The sequence below is a fragment of the Kitasatospora sp. NPDC088134 genome, assembly GCF_044741705.1.
Lineage (GTDB): Bacteria > Actinomycetota > Actinomycetes > Streptomycetales > Streptomycetaceae > Kitasatospora.
On the sequence record NZ_JBIUTD010000016.1, the window covers coordinates 114,886 to 131,561 of the forward strand.

The window sequence follows — 16,676 nt, forward strand, 5'->3', positions numbered from 1 at the left end:
GCCATCGACAACCTGAAGACCTGGCTCACCGACAACCCGGTGAAGGCGCGCGCGGCCGTCGTCGCGCTGCTGACCGTGCTCGGCACCGTCGTGCCCAAGCTCGCCGGGATCGAGACCAACGAAGCCGTCATCGGCCTGCTGCTCGCCCTCGCCGCGATGGCCGGCGGGCACTCCGCGGGTAAGCGGGTCGTCACGCACGCGACCGACACCGCGAACTCCGAGGCCGCCCGCGCCGCAGCACTCACCGAGTGCTGCGCGTGCCCGCACGAAGCGCCCGGCCCGGCTGTCGCGTACGGCAGTGACGGCATGAAGATCAAGCGATGAACCGGGCCCCGGCCTGCCTTCGGGCAGGTCGGGACTTTTCTCGTTGCAGTGCGGGGCGTGGTGGAATGAAGGTCGGGCGGGCATTGTTTGAACGGAATTCCGCCCGACAGACGTGAGAGGATTCCATGGCCGCGAGGAAGCCGACCAAGGCGAGCTGGCAGGTTGTCCCCGGAGCCCAAGAGGTGATGGACAGGGCGCTGCCGCTGGCCCGGTCCGCCCAGGCCCGAGGGTATGGACCCCTCGCTGCCGTGGTCTTCGAGACGGCGTTCCTGTTCGTGAATTCCGATGGTCTGCCGGACCTGCGGAGGGACAGCCATCAGGCCAAGAGATGGATGTCCGATCTTCTTGACTCTGCGGGTCTCAAGCCGGTGCCGGGAGACTCCACCGACCACCGCAAGGAACTGAAGAAGAACCGCGAGACGACTTTGCAGGGCATCCGCGCGGCGATGTCTCAGGTACGGGTCGACTACGTCCGCAGCCTGGACCAGGACCCCGTCCAGCGAGAGAAGCTGTTCCCGGGGCTGACGTCCTCGGACGAGATCTTCGCGTACTACCGGATCGTGCCGCAGGCCCAGAAGGAGATCGTTTCCGCGAACCGCCAGGCCCTCCAGGTCGCCAGCAGAATCGCCTTCGCTGAGGATGACGGCCTGGCGGTTCCTCCGGCCCGCAGCCCCCAGGTGGTCCGCAGCTTCCGGCTCGCACTAGCCACGCTGGACCCGCAAGCCTTGGACGCCGCGACCCGTTCCCAGCTCCGTCAGGAACTCAGCGAGACCCGTGCGGCGCTGCTCGCGCTGGAGGACGCGCTGAGCTGATCTCCGACCCCAGGCCCCGCCTTCCCCACCTCGGGGAGGGTGGGGCCTTTTCGCATTCCGGGCCTGTTCGGGAGCTTGTTAACCGGTGCGGCTTAACGAGTACGAAGGAGCGTGCCGACTTGAAGAACATCGCACTGATCGGCCGGGCGAGATCCGGCAAGGACACGACGGCCGGGGTCCTGGCCGAGTACGGGTACGTGCGGCTCGCGCTGGCGGACCCGCTCAAGCAGATGGCCTACGACATCGACCCGATGGTGGGCACCGAGCTGCTGGGGGTGAACGCCCCGGTCCCGGTGCGCCTGGCCGACGCGGTGGACCGCTACGGCTGGGAGACGGTGAAGGACAGGTTCCCGGAGGCCCGCAGGCTCTTGCAGCGGCTCGGCACCGAGGGCATCCGCCGCCACGTGGACCCGGACTTCTGGATCGACCAGTGCCTCCGGTCCGCCGCCGCCGCGCAGAGTCCGGTCGTGGTCACCGACGTGCGCTTCGACAACGAGGTTGCCGCCCTGCGGAAGGCGGGGTTCACGGTCTGGTTCATCGACCGGGGCGGGGCCGACGGCGACCACCCCAGCGAACAGCTCGGCCCCGAGCACGCCGACGTCACCGTGGCGAACACCGGCACCCTGGCCGCCTTCCACACCCGAATCCGCGAAGCCCTGGAGGCCCAATGACCCTGCGCGAGCGCTTCGATGCGATCGACCGCACCGCCACCGCGATCGAGAACATCGTCTTCATCTACACCCCCGTCCCGGACCCACTGACCCCGGACGAGCGGGAGGCCGACGAACAGGCGGCGAATGCCCGCGTCGAGGCGGAGGTGCCCGGCTTCGCGGACACGCTGCCCTCGCTCACCACCGCGGCCTGACCACCCGCCACTTCCAGGCCCGTCCCCTCCCGGGGCGGGCCTTTCCCATGCCCCGAAGCAGAGAAGAGAGCCCATGTCCGAAGGCGTCCGCACGATCCACCAGAAGGGCTCGCGCTACTACGTCCACCCCGAGAGCGGCGACCTCGCCCCCTCGGTGACGTCGGTGTTGAACATGGAGGCGAAGCCGTTCCTCCAGAACTGGTCGGCCGGCATGGCGGCCGAGGCCGCCGTCACCGACCTTGAGGTCGTCCAGCGCATCGCCTCCCGCGACCGCCAGGCCGCCGTCGACTTCCTGAAGTTCGCGGCGAAGAGGTACACCAAGCTGCGCGCCGACGTCGGCAGCCTGGTCCACGACTTCTTCGAGCTGCGCCTGCGCGGTGAAGAGGTCCCGTACCCGCACCACGACGTCGAGCCGTACGTGCCGCACATCGAAGCGTGGCTGGACCGCTACCAGCCCGAGCTGCTGCACGCGGAAGACGTCGCCTGGTCGCGCGAGCACGAGTACGCGGGCAGCTTCGACTTCCTCGTCAAGATCAACGGCAAGGTCGTCCTGGGCGACCTGAAGACCTCCAAGAGCGTGTACCTGTCGGTGGCCACTCAGCTCGCCGCGTACGCCCACGCGGACGACCTGATCACGGTGGACCGCAAGATCGTGCCATTTCCGAAGGTCGACGCAGGGGCGGTGCTGCACGTCACCCCGCAGCGGGCCGAGTTCCGGCCGGTGAAGATCGACCGCGAGATCTTCGACCGGTTCCTCACCCTGCGCAAGCGCTTCGCGGAGGACCGGGCCTCGGACGCCGGGATCATCGGCCGCGTCGCGTGGAAGAACGACGCTGGCCACCAGACCGGCACCGCCCGCCGTGCCTCCTGAGCTGCCTGTTAACCGCCCCGGCTCAATCCCCACGGGCCGGTGTTAACCGCCCCGGCTCAACCTCCACGGGGCCGACCGACCGGCGGCCCCGCCCCCGAATGAACGGACTGCACTTGAGCGACGCACTCGACAACATCTTCGCCTCCGACCCGGAGCTGGCCGAGCGCGCGGAGCGCGCCGAAGCCAACGCCCGGCCGGACCTGGCCGGCGTCTTCCGCAACTACGAGGCGGCCCCCGACGGCGGCTTCCCGATCGCCCAGCACGAGTGGATGGTGACCACCGCGCTGCCGTCCACCGCCGAGGCCGTGGCCGAGCTGCTGGGCGGCACCCCGTACGAGCGGGAGACCGAGGCCGAGGACGCCATGGCGGTCAAGACCGACGTCGACCGGGTCGAGGTCGTCATCGACGGCCCCGAGGCCGTGAGGCTGGACTTCAAGCAGTGGGTGAACGGCAAGCTCGCGCACCACTGCGACACCCGGTCCTTCCTCAGCCCGCCGGAGGACGTCGGCGTTCCGTGCCGCTGCCCCGGCACCATCGCCGAGCTGAAGGACCGCGCGAAGGCGGAACGGGGCCCCAAGCCCGCCATCGAGATCGACTTCACGCTGCCTCACGCCCTGGAGCTGGGCCGCTTCCGCTTCAAGACCTCGGGCTGGTCGCTGATCGCCGAACTGCCCGCACTGAAGGGCGCGCTGGCCCGCTCCGGCGGCCCCTCGCTCGCCCACCTCATCAACGAGCGGGTGCAGTACACGAGCAAGGCCGGCCGAGACGTCGACTACCAGAAGGCCGCAGTGAAGGTCATCAAGCCGTACGAGCAGGCCATCACCGACAGCCCGTCGGCCGCGATCGAGGAGGAGCCGCCGTTCTAACCGGCGCTCCACCCCAGCAGCACCACACCAGCGGGACCGGCTTCTTCGGAGGCCGGTCCCGCTCTCGTTTCCCTGGAGAGAGAGCCCCGTGCACACCCCGACCATCGCCGAGCCGATCCCGGCCCGGCTGCTCAACCCCCTGTCCCGCACCGACCGGGCGCAGGAGATCATGCGCTCCGCCTTCCGCGAATCGCCACGCCCGCCGTCGGCCGGCACCCGCAACTCGCAGGCCAAGCTGACCGAGCGCAAGGTCTACGCGATCCGCCGCTCCGCCGACCTGGGCGCCAGCCTGTCCGCTCTCGCGGAGGCGTTCAACATCTCCGAGCGCGCGTGCCGCCACATCGCCCGCCGGACCTCCTGGGCCCATCTGCCGGAGAGGGGCTGAGCGTTGACCGACCACTCCACCCCGCTGTGGAAGGTCCCGCCCGAGCAGCGCCGGACCTTCCTGCACGCCCGAGCACGGGCGCTCGCCGCCGAAGGTGTGCGGCCCTCGCGGCTGCTGCGGGCGTCCGACGCCGCCCACGTCGCGGACTTCCGCGAGCCCCGGCCGCCGGAGGAGACATGACCTTCCGCATCGGGGCGGGCATCGCCCCCGCGCTCGGCGACCTTCGTACCGCAGGCCCCGGGGACCTGGTCCTCTTCCTCCACGACGCCCGCGAGCGGGCCGACTTCGCCCGCTACTGGGAGGCCGCCGCGACGGCTGTCTTCCGGGGAGCCGGGCTCACGGTGGTGACCGCCTAGTGGCCAACCGCAACAAGGCGAAAGGCACCGGCTGGGAGACCTCGGTGGCCGACTACCTGAACGAACAGCTCGGCCAATACCGGGAGTTCTGGAAGGACAGCGACCGCGCAGTCCGCTGGAAGGACCCCACCGACGGGGACAACGTCCGCCGCAACGTCCAGGAGGGCGCGGCCGACATCGGCGATCTCGGAGTGCGCCCCTTCACCGGAGAGTGCAAGGCCGAGAAGTCGTACGACCTCGCCTCCTACGTCCGCCAGGCCGAGGCCGAGGCGAAGAACGCCGGCCAACTGTTCGGGGTCGCGTACGTGAAGCGGCCCCGAGCGAAGACCGAGGACGGGTACGCCGTCACGTCGATCCGCACGCACGCGGCGATCGTCAAGGCTCTTCGGGCCGCTGGTTACTGAGTTTCACAAGGAGAGAGAAACATGATCAACGAGATGGTTCTGACCGAGTCCCCTGCCGCCCGTGCCGGGCTTGTCGAGAAGACCGATGTCCTGGACAAGGTCGGAGCGCTGGCCACCCTGCCGGACGGCATCCACGTGGACCGGGCTGGCGTCGCCGCGTTCTACGGGGTGGACCCGAACACCGTGAACGCGATGGTGAAGCGGCACAGGGCGGAGTTTGAGGAGACCGGTCTGCGTACGCTTCAGGGGGCCGAGGAATTTCGGGCACATGGTGTACCCGTAATTGGCCGTGGCCGTCCGAACCTCCAGGTGTTCACCCGTCGCGCTGTCCTGCTGGTGGGCATGCTGCTGCGTGACTCGCCGGTGGCGCGGCAGGTTCGCGGCTACCTGCTGAACTTGGAGGAGCAGGCGGAGGCACCGGCCCGTGACGCGGCGGTGCTCGCGCTGGCCGAGCAGATGAAGGTGCTGGCCGACCGGGTGGAGGAGATCACTCCGGCGTTCAAGGCCCAGCGGGCTGCGAGCGAGAACGCGGGCGGCTACCTGCTGCACGACGTGGCGAAGGCTCTCGGAGTGACGCATCACCTGCTGCGTCCGGCCCTGGTGGCGGATGGCTACCTGGCGGTGGAGCACACGCCGGGCGGGCGGGCGATGTACCGGCCGACGCGGGAGGCCGAGGGCATGTTCGTCGCGGACGGCCACCGGACCGTCCATGCCACTCCGGCCGGGCAGGCGCTGTGCGAGCGGCTGTACGGCTGAGGAGCGGGCTGTGCGCATGTCAGAGATCCTGGACCGGCTGGAGGAGTGGCGGGACTACCAGCCCGGCGAGTGGGTCGCCCGCTGCCCTGCCCATGACGACGGGAAGCCGTCGCTGTGGATCAACCTGAAGAGCGGCGGCATGGTGGGCATGGCCTGCCGGGCCGGGTGCCGCTTCGAGGACATCGTCGCCGGGATGGACCTCCTGCCGAGGCACCTGTTCAACGTTGACCCGGAGGGCTTGGCGGTCGTCGCCGAGGCGCGCCCGGAGCCGGTCTCCCCGTTCCTGACGGCGGCGTTGCGGGTGTGGCTGGACTCTTTGCCGGCCGGTGACGACGCTGCCCCGGCCGCAGGCTACACGCAGAAACGTTTCGGCCTGCCCCGGGCCGAGCAGGACCGGCTGGGCCTGCGCTGGTGGCCCGGCCCGCAGCCGTGCCCCGCGTGGGTTCCGACCTCGTTCGTCCGGTATCCCCGCCTCGTCGTGCCGATGGCCGACTTCGCGGGAGTGGCCCGGGGCGCGCAGGGCCGGGACCTGTCGGGGCGCTGCCCGGTGCGGTGGATTTCGCTTGCCAACCCCGACGGGTTCGAGTGGCAGCGGTACGGGGTGTTCCCCGGCCCGGACCCCGGCGCGCCGTGGGTCGTCGCCGAGGGTCTGTCCGATCCGCTGGCGATCGTCGCCGACGGCTACAACGCGATCGGGGTGCGCGGTGCCGCGCTGCTGAACAACGACCCCGCCACGCTCGACGCGCTGGCCGCCGGCCTTTCGGGGCGCGACGTGCGGGTGTGCGGTGACAACGACCGCTCCGGCCGGGAGTTCACCCGGACCATTCTGGCCGCCCTCCACGAACGGGAGGTGCACGCCCGGCAGTTGATCCTGCCCGAGGGCTTCAAGGACTACGCAGTATGGAGAGAGAACCGATGACGGCGTACGCCATCGACAGTCTGACCACCCCCTTCGAACCAGACCGGCCGTCGTTGACGCTGCCCCCGGAGCAGGCGGTGGCCGCCTACCGAGAGGCGGCGTCCCGGTACGGGGCCTCGGACATCGTGAACGCCCACGCCCTGGTGCAGTTCATGAAGGGCGGCATCAAGTACGCCGACGGCGTGGGCTTCCACGTCTGGTCGGGGACGCACTGGGTTCGCAACGAGGTGCTGGTGCGCCAGGCCGCCCACGACCTCGGGGCCGCGATGGTGGAGACCCTGGCCCGCGAGAAGGCGATCATCCGCGAGGCCCTGGCGCTGAAGCTGGCCGGGGACGCGCTGGACGCCGAGTACGAGAAGCAGGTCGCCGCGCTGCCGCTCGCCAAGGCGTCGAAGGGCTTCACCATGGCCCGACGCATTGACGACCTCATGCGCGAGCTGGCGTCGGTGCGCGGTGTGCACTGCGAAGTGGACGCCTTCGACAACCGGCCGCACCTGCTGTCGTTCGCCGACTGCACGGTGGACCTTCGTACCGGCGCGGCCCAGCCGCACGATCCGGCGGACATGCTGACCAAGTCCCTGCCGTGGAGGTACAACCCCAAGGCGCAGGCCCCGCGTTGGCTGCGGTTCCTAGACGAGGTGTTCCCCGCCGAGCCGCTGATGCCCGCCTACATCCACCGCCTGTGCGGGTACGGCATCACCGGCTCGACGGCCGAGCAGGCGTTCGCGGTGTTGGTCGGGATCGGGGCGAACGGCAAGAGCGTGTTCCTGGACACCCTCAGCCACGTGTTCGGCGCGCTGTCCGAGACGACGCGCTTCGAGACGTTCGAGGACCGGGGCAGCTCGATCCCCGCCGACCTGGCCGCGCTGCGCGGGGCCCGGATGGTGATGGCCTCGGAGGGCGAGGCGGGGAAGCCGATGAGCGAGTCCGTGCTGAAGCGCGCGACCGGCAGCGACAAGCTGACCGCCCGCTTCATGCGCGAGAACTTCTTCACCTACCAGCCGACCTTCCTGCTGTGGCTGGCCTCCAACCACACCCCGGCCTTCCGATCGCAGGACGCCGGCCTGTGGCGTCGGGTGAAGCTGATCAAGTTCGACCGCTTCTTCAAGCCGGAGGAGCGGGACCACGGCATCTTCGCCGACCTGCGTGAGGAGGCCGAAGGGATCGCCGCCTGGGCGGTCGCCGGGGCCGTGGAGTGGTACGCCGAGGGCCTGAAGGAGCCCGACTCCATCAAGACCGCCACCTCCAACTTCAAGGAGAACAGCGACGCCCTGGCGGAGTTCCTGACGGACGTCCTGGTGAAGACCGGCGACGACAAGAGCCACGTCCCCGCCCAGGACGCCTACAACGCCTACCGCGACTGGTCCGAGGCCCAGGGCGAGAAGGCATGGACCCGCCGCGGATTCATCTCCGCGCTGGACGAGCGCGGCATCCGCCAGCACCGCATGACGAAGGGCCGTGTGCTGCTCGGTGTGCGCTTCGCCGCCGAGGCGTCGCCGTCCGGCCCGGGGATCTTCGACACCACCAACGACTAGGAAGAGAGCACATGCGGGTACACCCGTACCGACTGGCCCAAGAGCCGGTCGTCATCAAGGTCCCCGAACGAGCGGAGGATCTGCGGGAGTTCCGCACCTGGTGGACCACCCACGCGGCGGCCGGCACCCTGATCGGCTTCGACACCGAGACCACGGGCCTTGCCTGGACCGACCGAATACGCCTCGTCCAGTTCGGCGACACCCACACGGCGTGGGTGATCCCCGTCGAACTCGGCCGGCCGTTCCGCGAGGCCGCGATCGAGGCCCTGGCCGTGCTGCCCAACCTGGTGGCGCACAACCTGGCGTTCGACGCGCTGAAGGTCGACACCGAGTTCGGTATCCGGCTCGAAGAGCTCTACCCGCGCGCCCGGGACTCCCGGGTGGCCGCCCATCTCCTGGACAGCCGCCACGACTACGAGGGCGGGGTGGGCCTGTCCCTCAAACCGCTCTCCGCTTGGTACGTCGACCCCACCGCGCCCGACACCCAGGGCGACCTGACCCGCGTGTTCAACGGGCTGGGCTTCACCAAGGCGACCGGGTGGGCGGGCATCAGCCTCTCGCACCCCGTCTACGAGTTGTACGCCGGGCTCGACGCCCTACTCGTGGCCCGGCTGCTGCCCAAGCTGCTGGACCGCTACAAGGCCGAGGGGCTGCGTTCGGCGCTGCTGCCCTACGAACACCGGCTCGCGCTGGTGTGCGCGAAGCTCCAGCGCACCGGGATGCTGATCGACCCCGAGTACACCGAGGGTCTGATCGGGCGGCTCGGACGGCAGAAGGAGAAGTTCGCGGCCGTGGCCGCGCGCTTCGGTGTCGACTCGGTGAACTCGCCCGACCAGGTGGCTGGCGCGCTGGCCGGGATGGGCGAACGGCTCACCGAGAAGACGGACAGCGGGGCGCTGTCGGTCGCCAAGGCGGTGCTGCTGCCGATGGCCGACCTTGACCAGGACTGGCAGCGGCTCGGGATGCGCGAGCCCAACGTCCTCGCGGACGCCGTACTGCGGGCGAAGCGCGCGGGCAAGTGGTCCGTGTCCTACGCCGAGGCGATGCTGAACAACCGCGACGCCTTCGACCGCATCCACCCGAAGATCAACCCGCTGGGCGCCCAGACCGGCCGCGCCTCGCACTCCGATCCGGCGATGGCGCAGCTCCCCTCCCACGGGTGGGAGATCCGTCGCGCCGTGGTCGCGGAGCGGGGGCACGCCTACTTCTCGGTGGACCAGCAAGCGGTCGAGCTTCGGGTGCTGGCCGCGCTCTCCCAGGAGCCCAGGATGATCCGGGCCATCGCCTCCGGCGCGGACCTGCACGGGTTCGCGGCCACGATGATGTTCGGCGAGGACTACACCAAGGCCCAGCGCACCCTGGCCAAGATCGCCGGATTGGGGACCGCGTACCAGGGCGGGGCCGCGACGCTGGCCAAGCAGACCGGCCAGGGCATCGACGTTATGCGCGACACCCTCCAGCGCTACAGCCGGGCGTTCCCCGGCATCAAGAGGTGGGCCCGCAAGATGCAGCGCCTCGCGCTGGCGGAGCGGTGCACCATGACCACGGTCACCGGCCGCAGGCTTCACCTGGACCGGGACAAGCTCTACAAGTCCGTCGCCTACGCCTGCCAGTCCACCGCCCGCGACACCATGGGGCAGGCGTTGATCCGGATGGACGACCAGGGCCTGACCCCCTACCTCACCATGTGGGTGCACGACGAGGTCGTGGGCACCGCTCCGAAGGAGGAGGCCGCAGACGTCGCCCGCGCGTGCGCCGAGGCCATGAAGATGGACCTGCTGGGCGTGCCGCTGGACACGGACCCCGAGGTGTACGGGCCGAGCTGGGCGGACGGCTACAAGCTGCCGAAGGAGTGGGCCTATGCGGCGTGAGCCGGAGAGCGCGCACACCCAGTTCTGCGAGGTGTGCGACGACGAGAAGCCGCTCGGCCAGTTCGGCAAGCGCAAGCGTTCGCCGAACGGCCGGGCGAACGTCTGCCGGCCATGCGTGAAGGCCGCGAACAACAAGGCCAACCGCGACCCGCAGGTGGTCCGCAAGCGCCGGGACACCCGGCTGCGCAGGGTCTACGGCATCACGCTGAGTGACTACGAGGCCATGGGCCGCCGCCAGCGGTGGCGGTGCGCGATCTGCGGGCAGAAGGCTGTGGCCGGGGACCGCCTGGTCGTGGACCACGACCACGACAGACCCCACGGACAGGCCGTCAGAAGGCTGCTGTGCAGAGGGGAGAACGCCGCCCTCGGTCACTTCGGGGACTCCTCCGCCCGGCTCGACCAAGGGGCGACATACCTACGTGAACACGGCAAGTGAGGCACAAGTCACATTACCTGCACTTTACCTACAAAAGACCAGGTAGCGACCTTGATCGGGACGAAAGACCCTTTTTGGGGTAATCCTGTCGTTTGAGCACCTATAAGACTCTGTTTAGTCTCATTTCACACGCTGCACCAAGGGACGTGCGGCCGGTGACCAGGAGTAATAGATGCGGCGGGGAGGATGGTCCCGGGCTGCTGGCATGCAGTGGCACCTCCGCCGCATCGGCCGCATTCGACGGGAGGTCGCAGAGACCATCACCCCGGCCGAGGCGCTGGCCGTCCGCCGCGCCATGGGCGTCACCAACGGGAGCCGCCTCAGCCTGGAGGCACTGCCCCCGAGGAAGGCCAAACGCGCCCGCGCCAGGAAGGTGCGGGCGATCTTAGCGGGGCTCAACACCCGCCGGATCAGCCTTCCCCCGTCGCGCAGGACCCATTCCCTGCGCGCCATGATTGCGCGCCTGGCCCGCTGCATGGCGCTGTTCTCCCGACGCCTCACCCTCTCCGGGGTACCGGCAGCCTGCCGATACTGCTGGGGACCTTCCGCGGCCTGACCTGACGTCACACCGCTGCCCGCCCCTGCCGTTCGGCTGACCCGAACCGGCAGGGGCTTCTTCATGCCCCGACGCGGCCGCCGAGCCCGCCGGGGCTTCTTCATGCCCTGACGCGGCCGACTCGCCGGCCGCTGGCTTCGCCATGCCCTTTTGCGGCCCGCCGCGCGCCGATGCCGCACGCCCATCCATATGACCTGTACATGCCAAGGAACTTTCATGCCTTCCCCCTGCATCACGCCCGCCCTGATCACCCTCGCCCAGACCCCCAAGCCCCTGAGCGCCCTGACCGGTGTGGGCAAGCTCGACCGGGGCCGCGTCGCCACCGAGGAGATCCTGAACGGGCTCGAAGGCATCGCCCTGTCCGTCTCGCGCAAGCGCGCCCAGCAGATGGAGGGCGACAGTCACCAGGCCGCCCAGGACATCGCCCAGGAGATGCGGCTGAGCTTCTGGCGCGCGATCCACGCATGGGACGTCGACGCCGACAACCGCGCCGAGTTCACCTCTTACGCGTTCCAGCGGGCCAAGCTGGACGGCCTCGCAGCCGCCACCCGCGAGATCGCCCCCGACGCGTCCCGCGACGCCGCAGGCGCGTTCATGGGTGCTCTCATGCGCTCCAAGGGCGACTTCGAGGCGGCGAAGGAGGAACTGGTCAGCCACCCGGTCACCAAGCGCCGGTTCTCCGCCGAGCAGGCCGACCTCGCCGCCGCGTCCTTCACCCGGCCCCTGCCGCTGGACAGCGTCCCGGAGAACACGCTCGACGCCTCCACCGCGCAGGACCCTGACCGCCTGGTCGAGTACACCCCGCTCGGCACCGCCCCCCGCACCCGCCGCGTCCACACCGAGGTCCGAGGCGGCCGGGAAGAGGTGGCCTGGACCACCACCGCGGGCTGGTGCACCGACCTCCAGCCCTCCCTGGCCCTCAACCCGATCGCCATCAGCCGAGACGCCGTGCGCTGCAAGGGCGTCCGGGTCACCGGCACCAAGCGCGGCAAGCACGCCACCGGGGCGATCATCGACCGCGACGCCGAGGCCGAGACGTCCGCCCGCTTCGCCACAGCCGCCCAGGTCAAGGCGGGCGAGCTGCTGGCCACCATGTCCCCGACCGAGGCCGCCATCGCCAGAGCCGCGTTCGGCTTCGACGGCGAGCCCCCGATGCTCACCGACGACGGCCGACTCGACGCCACCGCGATAGCCGAAGCACTCGGCAAGACTCCCGGCACCGTCAAGGCCACCTGGTCCAGGGCCGTGAAGAAGCTGCGGGACGCCTCGTGAGGACCGCTGTTAACCGCCCCGGCTCAACCCTTCCAAACCCCCACGGAAGGAACCTGCGATGAACAACCCGGTCGGCATCTTCCCCCTGCGCGGCGGCGCGACCCTGCACGTCACCCCCGACGGCGGCGATGGCTACCGGCTGGAGATCACTGGCGACGGCGAAACCGTCCGCTACGACGGCGGGCACTCCGCCCGCGAAGTCCAGGCGTTCCTGAACCTGGCCACCTGACCGAGGAAAGAGAGAGCACCGTGATCGAGACCACCGAGCACAAGGCCACCCTGACCGTCCGCCACGGCTCCGTTGTCGGCGTGCGCAACGAACGGATGAGCGGCGTACTCGCCCTGTCCGTCGGCGCGCAGACCGGCCGCCCCGCCCGACTCGACGCCGACCAGTGCCGCGAACTGTCCGCCTACCTCGCCCGCCAGGCCAGCGTCCTGGAACGCGAGGCCAAGGTCGAACGCGTCTCCGCCCCCAAGCAGGCGGCCGGCGGGCTCTATGACCGCCCCGCGCCGCCGCCCCTGTTCGGGATCGACTCCCACTGGGAGAAGCCATGACCCGCACCGAGGCCCTGGCCCTCGCCCAGCAGACCGTCACCCAGATGGCCACCAACCAGCGCGGCTACCAAGACCAGCCGCTCGACGCCCGGGTGAGCGCCGTCCTGCGCATCGCCAACTACCTGACCCCGCCCACCGGAGAGAACACCGATGACGACCACCCCTGAGCAGCACACCGTCCACCTGGACGAGCAGCGGTTCCCCTGCAAGTACGACGGGCCCCGCGACTACGCCCGCACCCACGTGGACGGCGAAGGCGACATCGGTCTCCTGGTCAACTCCGGCCAGACCATGGTGTCCATCTACCTGAACCCCGAAGTCGCTGACTCCCTGAGCGACACCCTGGCCCAAGCCGCAGCCCAGTCCCGCGCTACCGCGCTGGAGATCGAGCGCGTACGCCAGGAGGAGGCCGAAGCCGCCCGACGCCTCGGAGAGATGGAGGCCGCCCGCCAGGCCGAGCAGGCCCGCCAGGACGGACACCCCTACCTGGTGGCCGGCGGCTCGACCTCGCCCGTCGCCTTCCCGCAGCCGGTCCTGGCCGACCAGCTCACCGCCCCCCAGCCCGTCTTCGCCGAGCCCCAGCAGCCGGTCACCTTCGCGAACGCGATGCTCCCGCAGAACGACACCACCGCGCAGCGCGAGCGCGCGTTCCTGCGCGCCTCCGAACTCCTCGGTCCGGACTCCGGCGTCGCCTCCAAGATCGCCATGGCGAACTACCTGCTGAAGGGGACGGCATGAGCCTCACCGTGACCCACGCCGTCGTCCACCAGGCCGCCCGCGCCTACGAAGCCCGCACCCCCGGAGGCGAGCGTGTGATCGTCATCGAGACCGAGCACCGCACCCCCGGCCAGATCACCCGAACGGTCGTCCCCCTCCCGGAGCACATCGCACTCGACCTCGCCACCAGCATCGAATCCGTCGGCTGGTGACACCCGTCCCACCCACGCCAAGGCCCCCGGCCGGCACTGTTCGCACAGTGCTGACCGGGGGCCCATTTTGCGTTTCAGGACTCGCCCGCTCTGGGCTTCTCCTCCCACTCCTCCTTCGGCGGCTTCCACCCGCGCGGCTTCTTCCACACGATGCCCAGCCGGTCCGCCTTCAAGCGCGCCCCCGAGTACGGGGCCTTCTTCAAGTACACCCGCTCGATCGCCAGCCGAAGCAACTGCCCACGGAAGTGCTCGTCCGACGTCTCCCACAGCTTCAGACAGCGCTCCGGGTCGATCAGCACCGAGATGTCACCCATCGGCTTGGCGACCGCCTCCCAGTCCTTCCGGGCGCTCTCCACGTCCTCCACCGCCGCCTGGCGCAGCGCGATGAACGTGGCTTCGCCGTCGCGGCCCGGGTAGGCCCCGGCGGCGTTGAGCCGGTCGAGTCGGGCCACGGCCTCCTCCGCCAGCTTGATCTGCCCCCGTGCGTCGCTCTCCTTCTCGCTCTCCTCCGGCTGGGACAGCGCCACCCATCCCTCCGCGACAGCCAGCATGACCGGGTCCGAGGGGCTGGTGGTGGTCACCTTCTTGCGCCACTCTTCGGCAAGGACACGCTCCACCGAGGTCCGCATCCCCGACACCGGATCGGGGCAGGTCTTCAGGCCGAGGTTGAGCGGGCCGCACCGGAACGACTGACCGTGGATCGTGGCCGTGTGTCCCTTCTTCGGGTCACGGCCGCCGCCGTCGCACCACATCAGGCCCGACGCGGGCGAGCGCTCGGGGGTCTTCTGCTGCTCTTCCACGGTCGGCAGGTTCTTGCGTCGCTCGAAGCCGGCCGCGATCCGACGGTGCTTGTCGAAGGTCTCCTGCGGGATGGTCTCCGCCCCCTTGGCGAACACCCGCACCGGCTTCCCCTTGCCGTTCAGGTAGAGGTGGTGGTGCCCCTTCACCGTGAAGACCTGCCATCCGAGGTACACCGGGTTGCGAAGGATCTTGCCGACCGTGTTCGACCGGAACGGCCCGCCCTTCGAGGACCGGTACCCGTCGGCGGTCAGCCCCAGCGCGATCTTCCGGTTCGAGGAGCCTTCGGCAGCCTCGTTGTGGATGCGCACGATCACCTCCCAGAACTTGCCGGGCTTGAGCTTGCGCTTCTTCGTGACCTTCGTCCCGTACGGCGCGCCCGCCAGCCACTTGCCCTCCTCGCGCTGCTGGGCCTTCGTGTCGCGGACCTTCTCCGACAGCACCCGGGAGTACTCGCGGGCGTCCTCCGCCTTACCGACGATGCGGGAGCGGTCGGCGGGGATGTCGGTGTCCAGCCGGTCCAGGTCGAACACGAGGCGCTTGCCCGGCACGTCCAGGATCTTGAGGACGTCGCCCGCACCCTGCCGGGAGTACCGCGAGGAGTCGTACACCCACAGGCAGTCCGAATCACCGTCGAGCAGCGCGTGCACCGCCGCGTCGAACTCCGGACGCGCCACACCCTTCTTGTACGCGGACAGGTTCTCGCGGAAGATACGGCGGATCTCGTACCGGTTGTCCTTCGCCCACGCCCGGCCCTTCACCTCCTGTGCCTTCAGCGACAGGATGTCTCGGGTAGCCGTACCCCGCACCACCTGAGACTTGCGAAGCAGCAGGTCAACGTACCGGGTCGGCTCCGCAACCGATACCTTGCGTGCCATGGTTCCACTCTCCAGTCAGCAGCGCGTGCCCGCACCCCGGAGGTGCAAGGGCGACCCCGCGCTCTGGGAGGACCAGGCCAACGCGCACATCGCGCCGCTGCTCGGCCTGCCGGAGCTGCCCGTGGTGGTGTTCAGCGGGTACGTCCCGCAGCCCGGCGACCCCAAGGTGCCGCTGATGGAGCTGTTCTCGGCGCACAAGTGGGCGCCGATCCTGCGGCACGCCCAGGGCCGCCCGTTCGCCTGGATCGACGACTGCATCCCGCCCCGCCTGGTGCGCCGCAGCGTGCTGCGCGCGGACCGGCTGCTGCTGCCGGTCGACCCCGCCCAGGGCCTGCAGCGCGAGCACGTGGACCGGCTGCTGCGCCGCCCGCCGTCCCGGGCCTGGCCGAACCCGTGGGCCTGCTGACGGGTCGGCCGGGCGGCGGCGCGTGACGGTGCGTCAGGAGGGCAGCCAGCTCACGTGGCCCGCCAGCAGGGCGTAGCCGACGAAGGCGGTGGTGTCGATCAGGGCGTGCGCGGCGACCAGCGGGCCGACCCGCTGCCAGCGGCGGTAGAGCAGGCAGAAGACCACGCCCATCACCATGTTGCCGACCAGGCCGCCGACGCCCTGGTAGAGGTGGTAGGAGCCGCGCAGCACCGAGCCGGCGGCCACCGCGGCGGGCCAGCCCCAGCCGAGTTGGCGCAGGCGGCGCAGCAGGTAGCCGACCACGACCACCTCCTCCAGGATCGCGTTCTGCCAGGCGGAGGCGACCAGCACGGGGATCCGCCACCACACGTCGGGCAGGCCGGAGGGGGCGACGGTGAGGTTGAAGCCGACGGCCTGCGCGCCCAGGTAGAGGGCGAGGCCGGAGCCGCCGATGCAGGCCGCGACCAGGGCGCCGCGGCCGAGGTCGGAGAGCTTGTGCCGCAGGTCGAACCCGAGGGTGCGCAGTGCGGCGCCCTCGCGGACCAGCAGGTAGCCGACCAGGGCGACGGGCATCAGGCCGCGGGCGACGTAGTAGAGCTGCCAGGCGAGGTCGAGCCAGGGGCGGCCGGGCGCCCGGGAGGCGTTCAGGGTGGCGACCTGCTTGCCGAGCGCGACGGGTTCGGTGAGCGAGCCGGCGAAGCTGATCAGCGCGCCGACGCCGCTGGCGCCGAGCGAGAGCCCGAGGACGATCAGCAGTTCGACGGCGAGCAGCCGGCGGGAGAGCGGCTTGACGTCGGTGGGCTCGGCCGAGGCGGTGGTCACTGGTCTCCCCGAGGGCGGTGGTTCGGCCCGGGGCCGGTTGCCGCCCCGGGCCGATCATCC

25 protein-coding genes are annotated in these 16,676 nt (G+C 70.3%); 23 read left to right on the forward strand and 2 right to left on the reverse strand.

All coding sequences use genetic code 11. The annotated features are described in order from the left end of the window. Positions 1 to 39: 39 nt before the first annotated feature. The 22 genes from ACIOHG_RS24220 to ACIOHG_RS24325 all read left to right on the forward strand — a co-directional run bounded on the left by ACIOHG_RS24220 (position 40) and on the right by ACIOHG_RS24325 (position 13,712). The gene (locus ACIOHG_RS24220; protein ID WP_400953677.1) at positions 40 to 324 is read left to right on the forward strand and encodes a hypothetical protein; all 285 of its coding nucleotides are present in this window, start codon (positions 40 to 42) and stop codon (positions 322 to 324) included. A gap of 125 nt (positions 325 to 449) precedes the next feature. Further along, positions 450 to 1,136 (forward strand): hypothetical protein, encoded by a 687-nt coding sequence (locus ACIOHG_RS24225; RefSeq protein WP_400953678.1) that lies wholly within the window; start codon positions 450 to 452, stop codon positions 1,134 to 1,136. Positions 1,137 to 1,255: 119 nt separating this feature from the next. Continuing rightward, a complete protein-coding gene (locus ACIOHG_RS24230) occupies positions 1,256 to 1,807 on the forward strand; it encodes a hypothetical protein (protein WP_400953679.1) in 552 nt (183 codons plus the stop codon). Next, a complete protein-coding gene (locus tag ACIOHG_RS24235) occupies positions 1,804 to 2,001 on the forward strand; it encodes a hypothetical protein (RefSeq protein ID WP_400953680.1) in 198 nt (65 codons plus the stop codon). Before ACIOHG_RS24230 ends, ACIOHG_RS24235 begins: the two co-directional genes overlap by 4 nt. Positions 2,002 to 2,074: 73 nt before the next feature. Next, positions 2,075 to 2,872: a hypothetical protein gene (locus ACIOHG_RS24240; protein WP_400953681.1), complete on the forward strand. Its 798-nt coding sequence runs from the start codon at positions 2,075 to 2,077 to the stop codon at positions 2,870 to 2,872. Between the two features lie 113 nt (positions 2,873 to 2,985). After that, on the forward strand, positions 2,986 to 3,738 hold the full coding sequence (locus ACIOHG_RS24245) for a hypothetical protein (protein ID WP_158516529.1): 753 nt from the start codon (positions 2,986 to 2,988) through the stop codon (positions 3,736 to 3,738). Between the two features lie 88 nt (positions 3,739 to 3,826). Next, complete coding sequence (locus tag ACIOHG_RS24250) at positions 3,827 to 4,123, forward strand: hypothetical protein (RefSeq protein ID WP_400953682.1); 297 nt, start codon at positions 3,827 to 3,829, stop codon at positions 4,121 to 4,123. Positions 4,124 to 4,126: 3 nt separating this feature from the next. Continuing rightward, on the forward strand, positions 4,127 to 4,303 hold the full coding sequence (locus ACIOHG_RS24255) for a hypothetical protein (protein WP_158516528.1): 177 nt from the start codon (positions 4,127 to 4,129) through the stop codon (positions 4,301 to 4,303). Further along, a complete protein-coding gene (locus ACIOHG_RS24260; RefSeq protein ID WP_043477119.1) occupies positions 4,300 to 4,479 on the forward strand; it encodes a hypothetical protein in 180 nt (59 codons plus the stop codon). Before ACIOHG_RS24255 ends, ACIOHG_RS24260 begins: the two co-directional genes overlap by 4 nt. Further along, a complete protein-coding gene (locus ACIOHG_RS24265; RefSeq protein WP_400953683.1) occupies positions 4,479 to 4,883 on the forward strand; it encodes a hypothetical protein in 405 nt (134 codons plus the stop codon). Before ACIOHG_RS24260 ends, ACIOHG_RS24265 begins: the two co-directional genes overlap by 1 nt. A gap of 21 nt (positions 4,884 to 4,904) precedes the next feature. Beyond that, positions 4,905 to 5,639, forward strand: coding sequence for a hypothetical protein (locus ACIOHG_RS24270; protein ID WP_400953684.1), 735 nt, complete (start codon positions 4,905 to 4,907; stop codon positions 5,637 to 5,639). 16 nt (positions 5,640 to 5,655) lie between these two features. Next, the gene (locus tag ACIOHG_RS24275) at positions 5,656 to 6,558 is read left to right on the forward strand and encodes a toprim domain-containing protein (RefSeq protein WP_400953685.1); all 903 of its coding nucleotides are present in this window, start codon (positions 5,656 to 5,658) and stop codon (positions 6,556 to 6,558) included. Next, on the forward strand, positions 6,540 to 8,093 hold the full coding sequence (locus ACIOHG_RS24280; protein ID WP_400953686.1) for a phage/plasmid primase, P4 family: 1,554 nt from the start codon (positions 6,540 to 6,542) through the stop codon (positions 8,091 to 8,093). The genes ACIOHG_RS24275 and ACIOHG_RS24280 overlap by 19 nt, the downstream gene beginning before the upstream one ends. Before the next feature lie 11 nt (positions 8,094 to 8,104). Then, a complete protein-coding gene (locus ACIOHG_RS24285) occupies positions 8,105 to 9,964 on the forward strand; it encodes a DNA polymerase (protein ID WP_400953687.1) in 1,860 nt (619 codons plus the stop codon). Further along, the gene (locus tag ACIOHG_RS24290) at positions 9,954 to 10,400 is read left to right on the forward strand and encodes an endonuclease domain-containing protein (protein WP_400953688.1); all 447 of its coding nucleotides are present in this window, start codon (positions 9,954 to 9,956) and stop codon (positions 10,398 to 10,400) included. Before ACIOHG_RS24285 ends, ACIOHG_RS24290 begins: the two co-directional genes overlap by 11 nt. Before the next feature lie 205 nt (positions 10,401 to 10,605). After that, positions 10,606 to 10,956 (forward strand): hypothetical protein, encoded by a 351-nt coding sequence (locus tag ACIOHG_RS24295; RefSeq protein ID WP_043477113.1) that lies wholly within the window; start codon positions 10,606 to 10,608, stop codon positions 10,954 to 10,956. 216 nt (positions 10,957 to 11,172) lie between these two features. Beyond that, positions 11,173 to 12,228: a hypothetical protein gene (locus tag ACIOHG_RS24300; protein ID WP_400953689.1), complete on the forward strand. Its 1,056-nt coding sequence runs from the start codon at positions 11,173 to 11,175 to the stop codon at positions 12,226 to 12,228. Positions 12,229 to 12,286: 58 nt separating this feature from the next. After that, positions 12,287 to 12,457 (forward strand): hypothetical protein, encoded by a 171-nt coding sequence (locus ACIOHG_RS24305; RefSeq protein ID WP_158516527.1) that lies wholly within the window; start codon positions 12,287 to 12,289, stop codon positions 12,455 to 12,457. A gap of 20 nt (positions 12,458 to 12,477) precedes the next feature. Further along, positions 12,478 to 12,783, forward strand: coding sequence for a hypothetical protein (locus ACIOHG_RS24310; RefSeq protein WP_043477107.1), 306 nt, complete (start codon positions 12,478 to 12,480; stop codon positions 12,781 to 12,783). Continuing rightward, positions 12,780 to 12,950, forward strand: a complete 171-nt coding sequence (locus tag ACIOHG_RS24315) for a hypothetical protein (protein ID WP_158516526.1) — start codon at positions 12,780 to 12,782, stop codon at positions 12,948 to 12,950. The genes ACIOHG_RS24310 and ACIOHG_RS24315 overlap by 4 nt, the downstream gene beginning before the upstream one ends. After that, positions 12,934 to 13,521: a hypothetical protein gene (locus ACIOHG_RS24320; RefSeq protein WP_043477105.1), complete on the forward strand. Its 588-nt coding sequence runs from the start codon at positions 12,934 to 12,936 to the stop codon at positions 13,519 to 13,521. The genes ACIOHG_RS24315 and ACIOHG_RS24320 overlap by 17 nt, the downstream gene beginning before the upstream one ends. Further along, a complete protein-coding gene (locus ACIOHG_RS24325) occupies positions 13,518 to 13,712 on the forward strand; it encodes a hypothetical protein (protein ID WP_043477103.1) in 195 nt (64 codons plus the stop codon). Before ACIOHG_RS24320 ends, ACIOHG_RS24325 begins: the two co-directional genes overlap by 4 nt. Positions 13,713 to 13,786: 74 nt before the next feature. On the opposite strand, the gene ACIOHG_RS24330 is transcribed toward ACIOHG_RS24325, so the two are convergent. Further along, a complete protein-coding gene (locus ACIOHG_RS24330; protein WP_400953690.1) occupies positions 13,787 to 15,388 on the reverse strand; it encodes a recombinase family protein in 1,602 nt (533 codons plus the stop codon). Here ACIOHG_RS24330 and ACIOHG_RS24335 point away from each other — a divergent pair. Next, complete coding sequence (locus ACIOHG_RS24335; RefSeq protein WP_400953691.1) at positions 15,387 to 15,794, forward strand: hypothetical protein; 408 nt, start codon at positions 15,387 to 15,389, stop codon at positions 15,792 to 15,794. The two genes, ACIOHG_RS24330 and ACIOHG_RS24335, sit on opposite strands and share 2 nt — an antisense overlap. Before the next feature lie 33 nt (positions 15,795 to 15,827). Here ACIOHG_RS24335 and ACIOHG_RS24340 read toward each other — a convergent pair whose 3' ends face one another. Further along, positions 15,828 to 16,616, reverse strand: a complete 789-nt coding sequence (locus tag ACIOHG_RS24340; protein ID WP_400953692.1) for a CPBP family intramembrane glutamic endopeptidase — start codon at positions 16,614 to 16,616, stop codon at positions 15,828 to 15,830. Positions 16,617 to 16,676: the final 60 nt, after the last annotated feature.

What these genes read in the sequence shown, in the direction of transcription:
- ACIOHG_RS24280 (WP_400953686.1), top strand. Translation starts at nt 6,540, where the DNA reads ATGGAGAGAGAACCGATGACGGCGTACGCCATCGACAGTCTGACCACC.
- ACIOHG_RS24335 (WP_400953691.1), top strand. Translation starts at nt 15,387, where the DNA reads ATGGTTCCACTCTCCAGTCAGCAGCGCGTGCCCGCACCCCGGAGGTGC.
- ACIOHG_RS24235 (WP_400953680.1), top strand. Translation starts at nt 1,804, where the DNA reads ATGACCCTGCGCGAGCGCTTCGATGCGATCGACCGCACCGCCACCGCG.
- ACIOHG_RS24295 (WP_043477113.1), top strand. Translation starts at nt 10,606, where the DNA reads ATGCAGTGGCACCTCCGCCGCATCGGCCGCATTCGACGGGAGGTCGCA.
- ACIOHG_RS24285 (WP_400953687.1), top strand. Translation starts at nt 8,105, where the DNA reads ATGCGGGTACACCCGTACCGACTGGCCCAAGAGCCGGTCGTCATCAAG.
- ACIOHG_RS24320 (WP_043477105.1), top strand. Translation starts at nt 12,934, where the DNA reads ATGACGACCACCCCTGAGCAGCACACCGTCCACCTGGACGAGCAGCGG.
- ACIOHG_RS24225 (WP_400953678.1), top strand. Translation starts at nt 450, where the DNA reads ATGGCCGCGAGGAAGCCGACCAAGGCGAGCTGGCAGGTTGTCCCCGGA.
- ACIOHG_RS24240 (WP_400953681.1), top strand. Translation starts at nt 2,075, where the DNA reads ATGTCCGAAGGCGTCCGCACGATCCACCAGAAGGGCTCGCGCTACTAC.
- ACIOHG_RS24270 (WP_400953684.1), top strand. Translation starts at nt 4,905, where the DNA reads ATGATCAACGAGATGGTTCTGACCGAGTCCCCTGCCGCCCGTGCCGGG.
- ACIOHG_RS24330 (WP_400953690.1), bottom strand. Translation starts at nt 15,388, where the DNA reads ATGGCACGCAAGGTATCGGTTGCGGAGCCGACCCGGTACGTTGACCTG.
- ACIOHG_RS24300 (WP_400953689.1), top strand. Translation starts at nt 11,173, where the DNA reads ATGCCTTCCCCCTGCATCACGCCCGCCCTGATCACCCTCGCCCAGACC.
- ACIOHG_RS24325 (WP_043477103.1), top strand. Translation starts at nt 13,518, where the DNA reads ATGAGCCTCACCGTGACCCACGCCGTCGTCCACCAGGCCGCCCGCGCC.
- ACIOHG_RS24305 (WP_158516527.1), top strand. Translation starts at nt 12,287, where the DNA reads ATGAACAACCCGGTCGGCATCTTCCCCCTGCGCGGCGGCGCGACCCTG.
- ACIOHG_RS24275 (WP_400953685.1), top strand. Translation starts at nt 5,656, where the DNA reads ATGTCAGAGATCCTGGACCGGCTGGAGGAGTGGCGGGACTACCAGCCC.
- ACIOHG_RS24260 (WP_043477119.1), top strand. Translation starts at nt 4,300, where the DNA reads ATGACCTTCCGCATCGGGGCGGGCATCGCCCCCGCGCTCGGCGACCTT.
- ACIOHG_RS24290 (WP_400953688.1), top strand. Translation starts at nt 9,954, where the DNA reads ATGCGGCGTGAGCCGGAGAGCGCGCACACCCAGTTCTGCGAGGTGTGC.
- ACIOHG_RS24315 (WP_158516526.1), top strand. Translation starts at nt 12,780, where the DNA reads ATGACCCGCACCGAGGCCCTGGCCCTCGCCCAGCAGACCGTCACCCAG.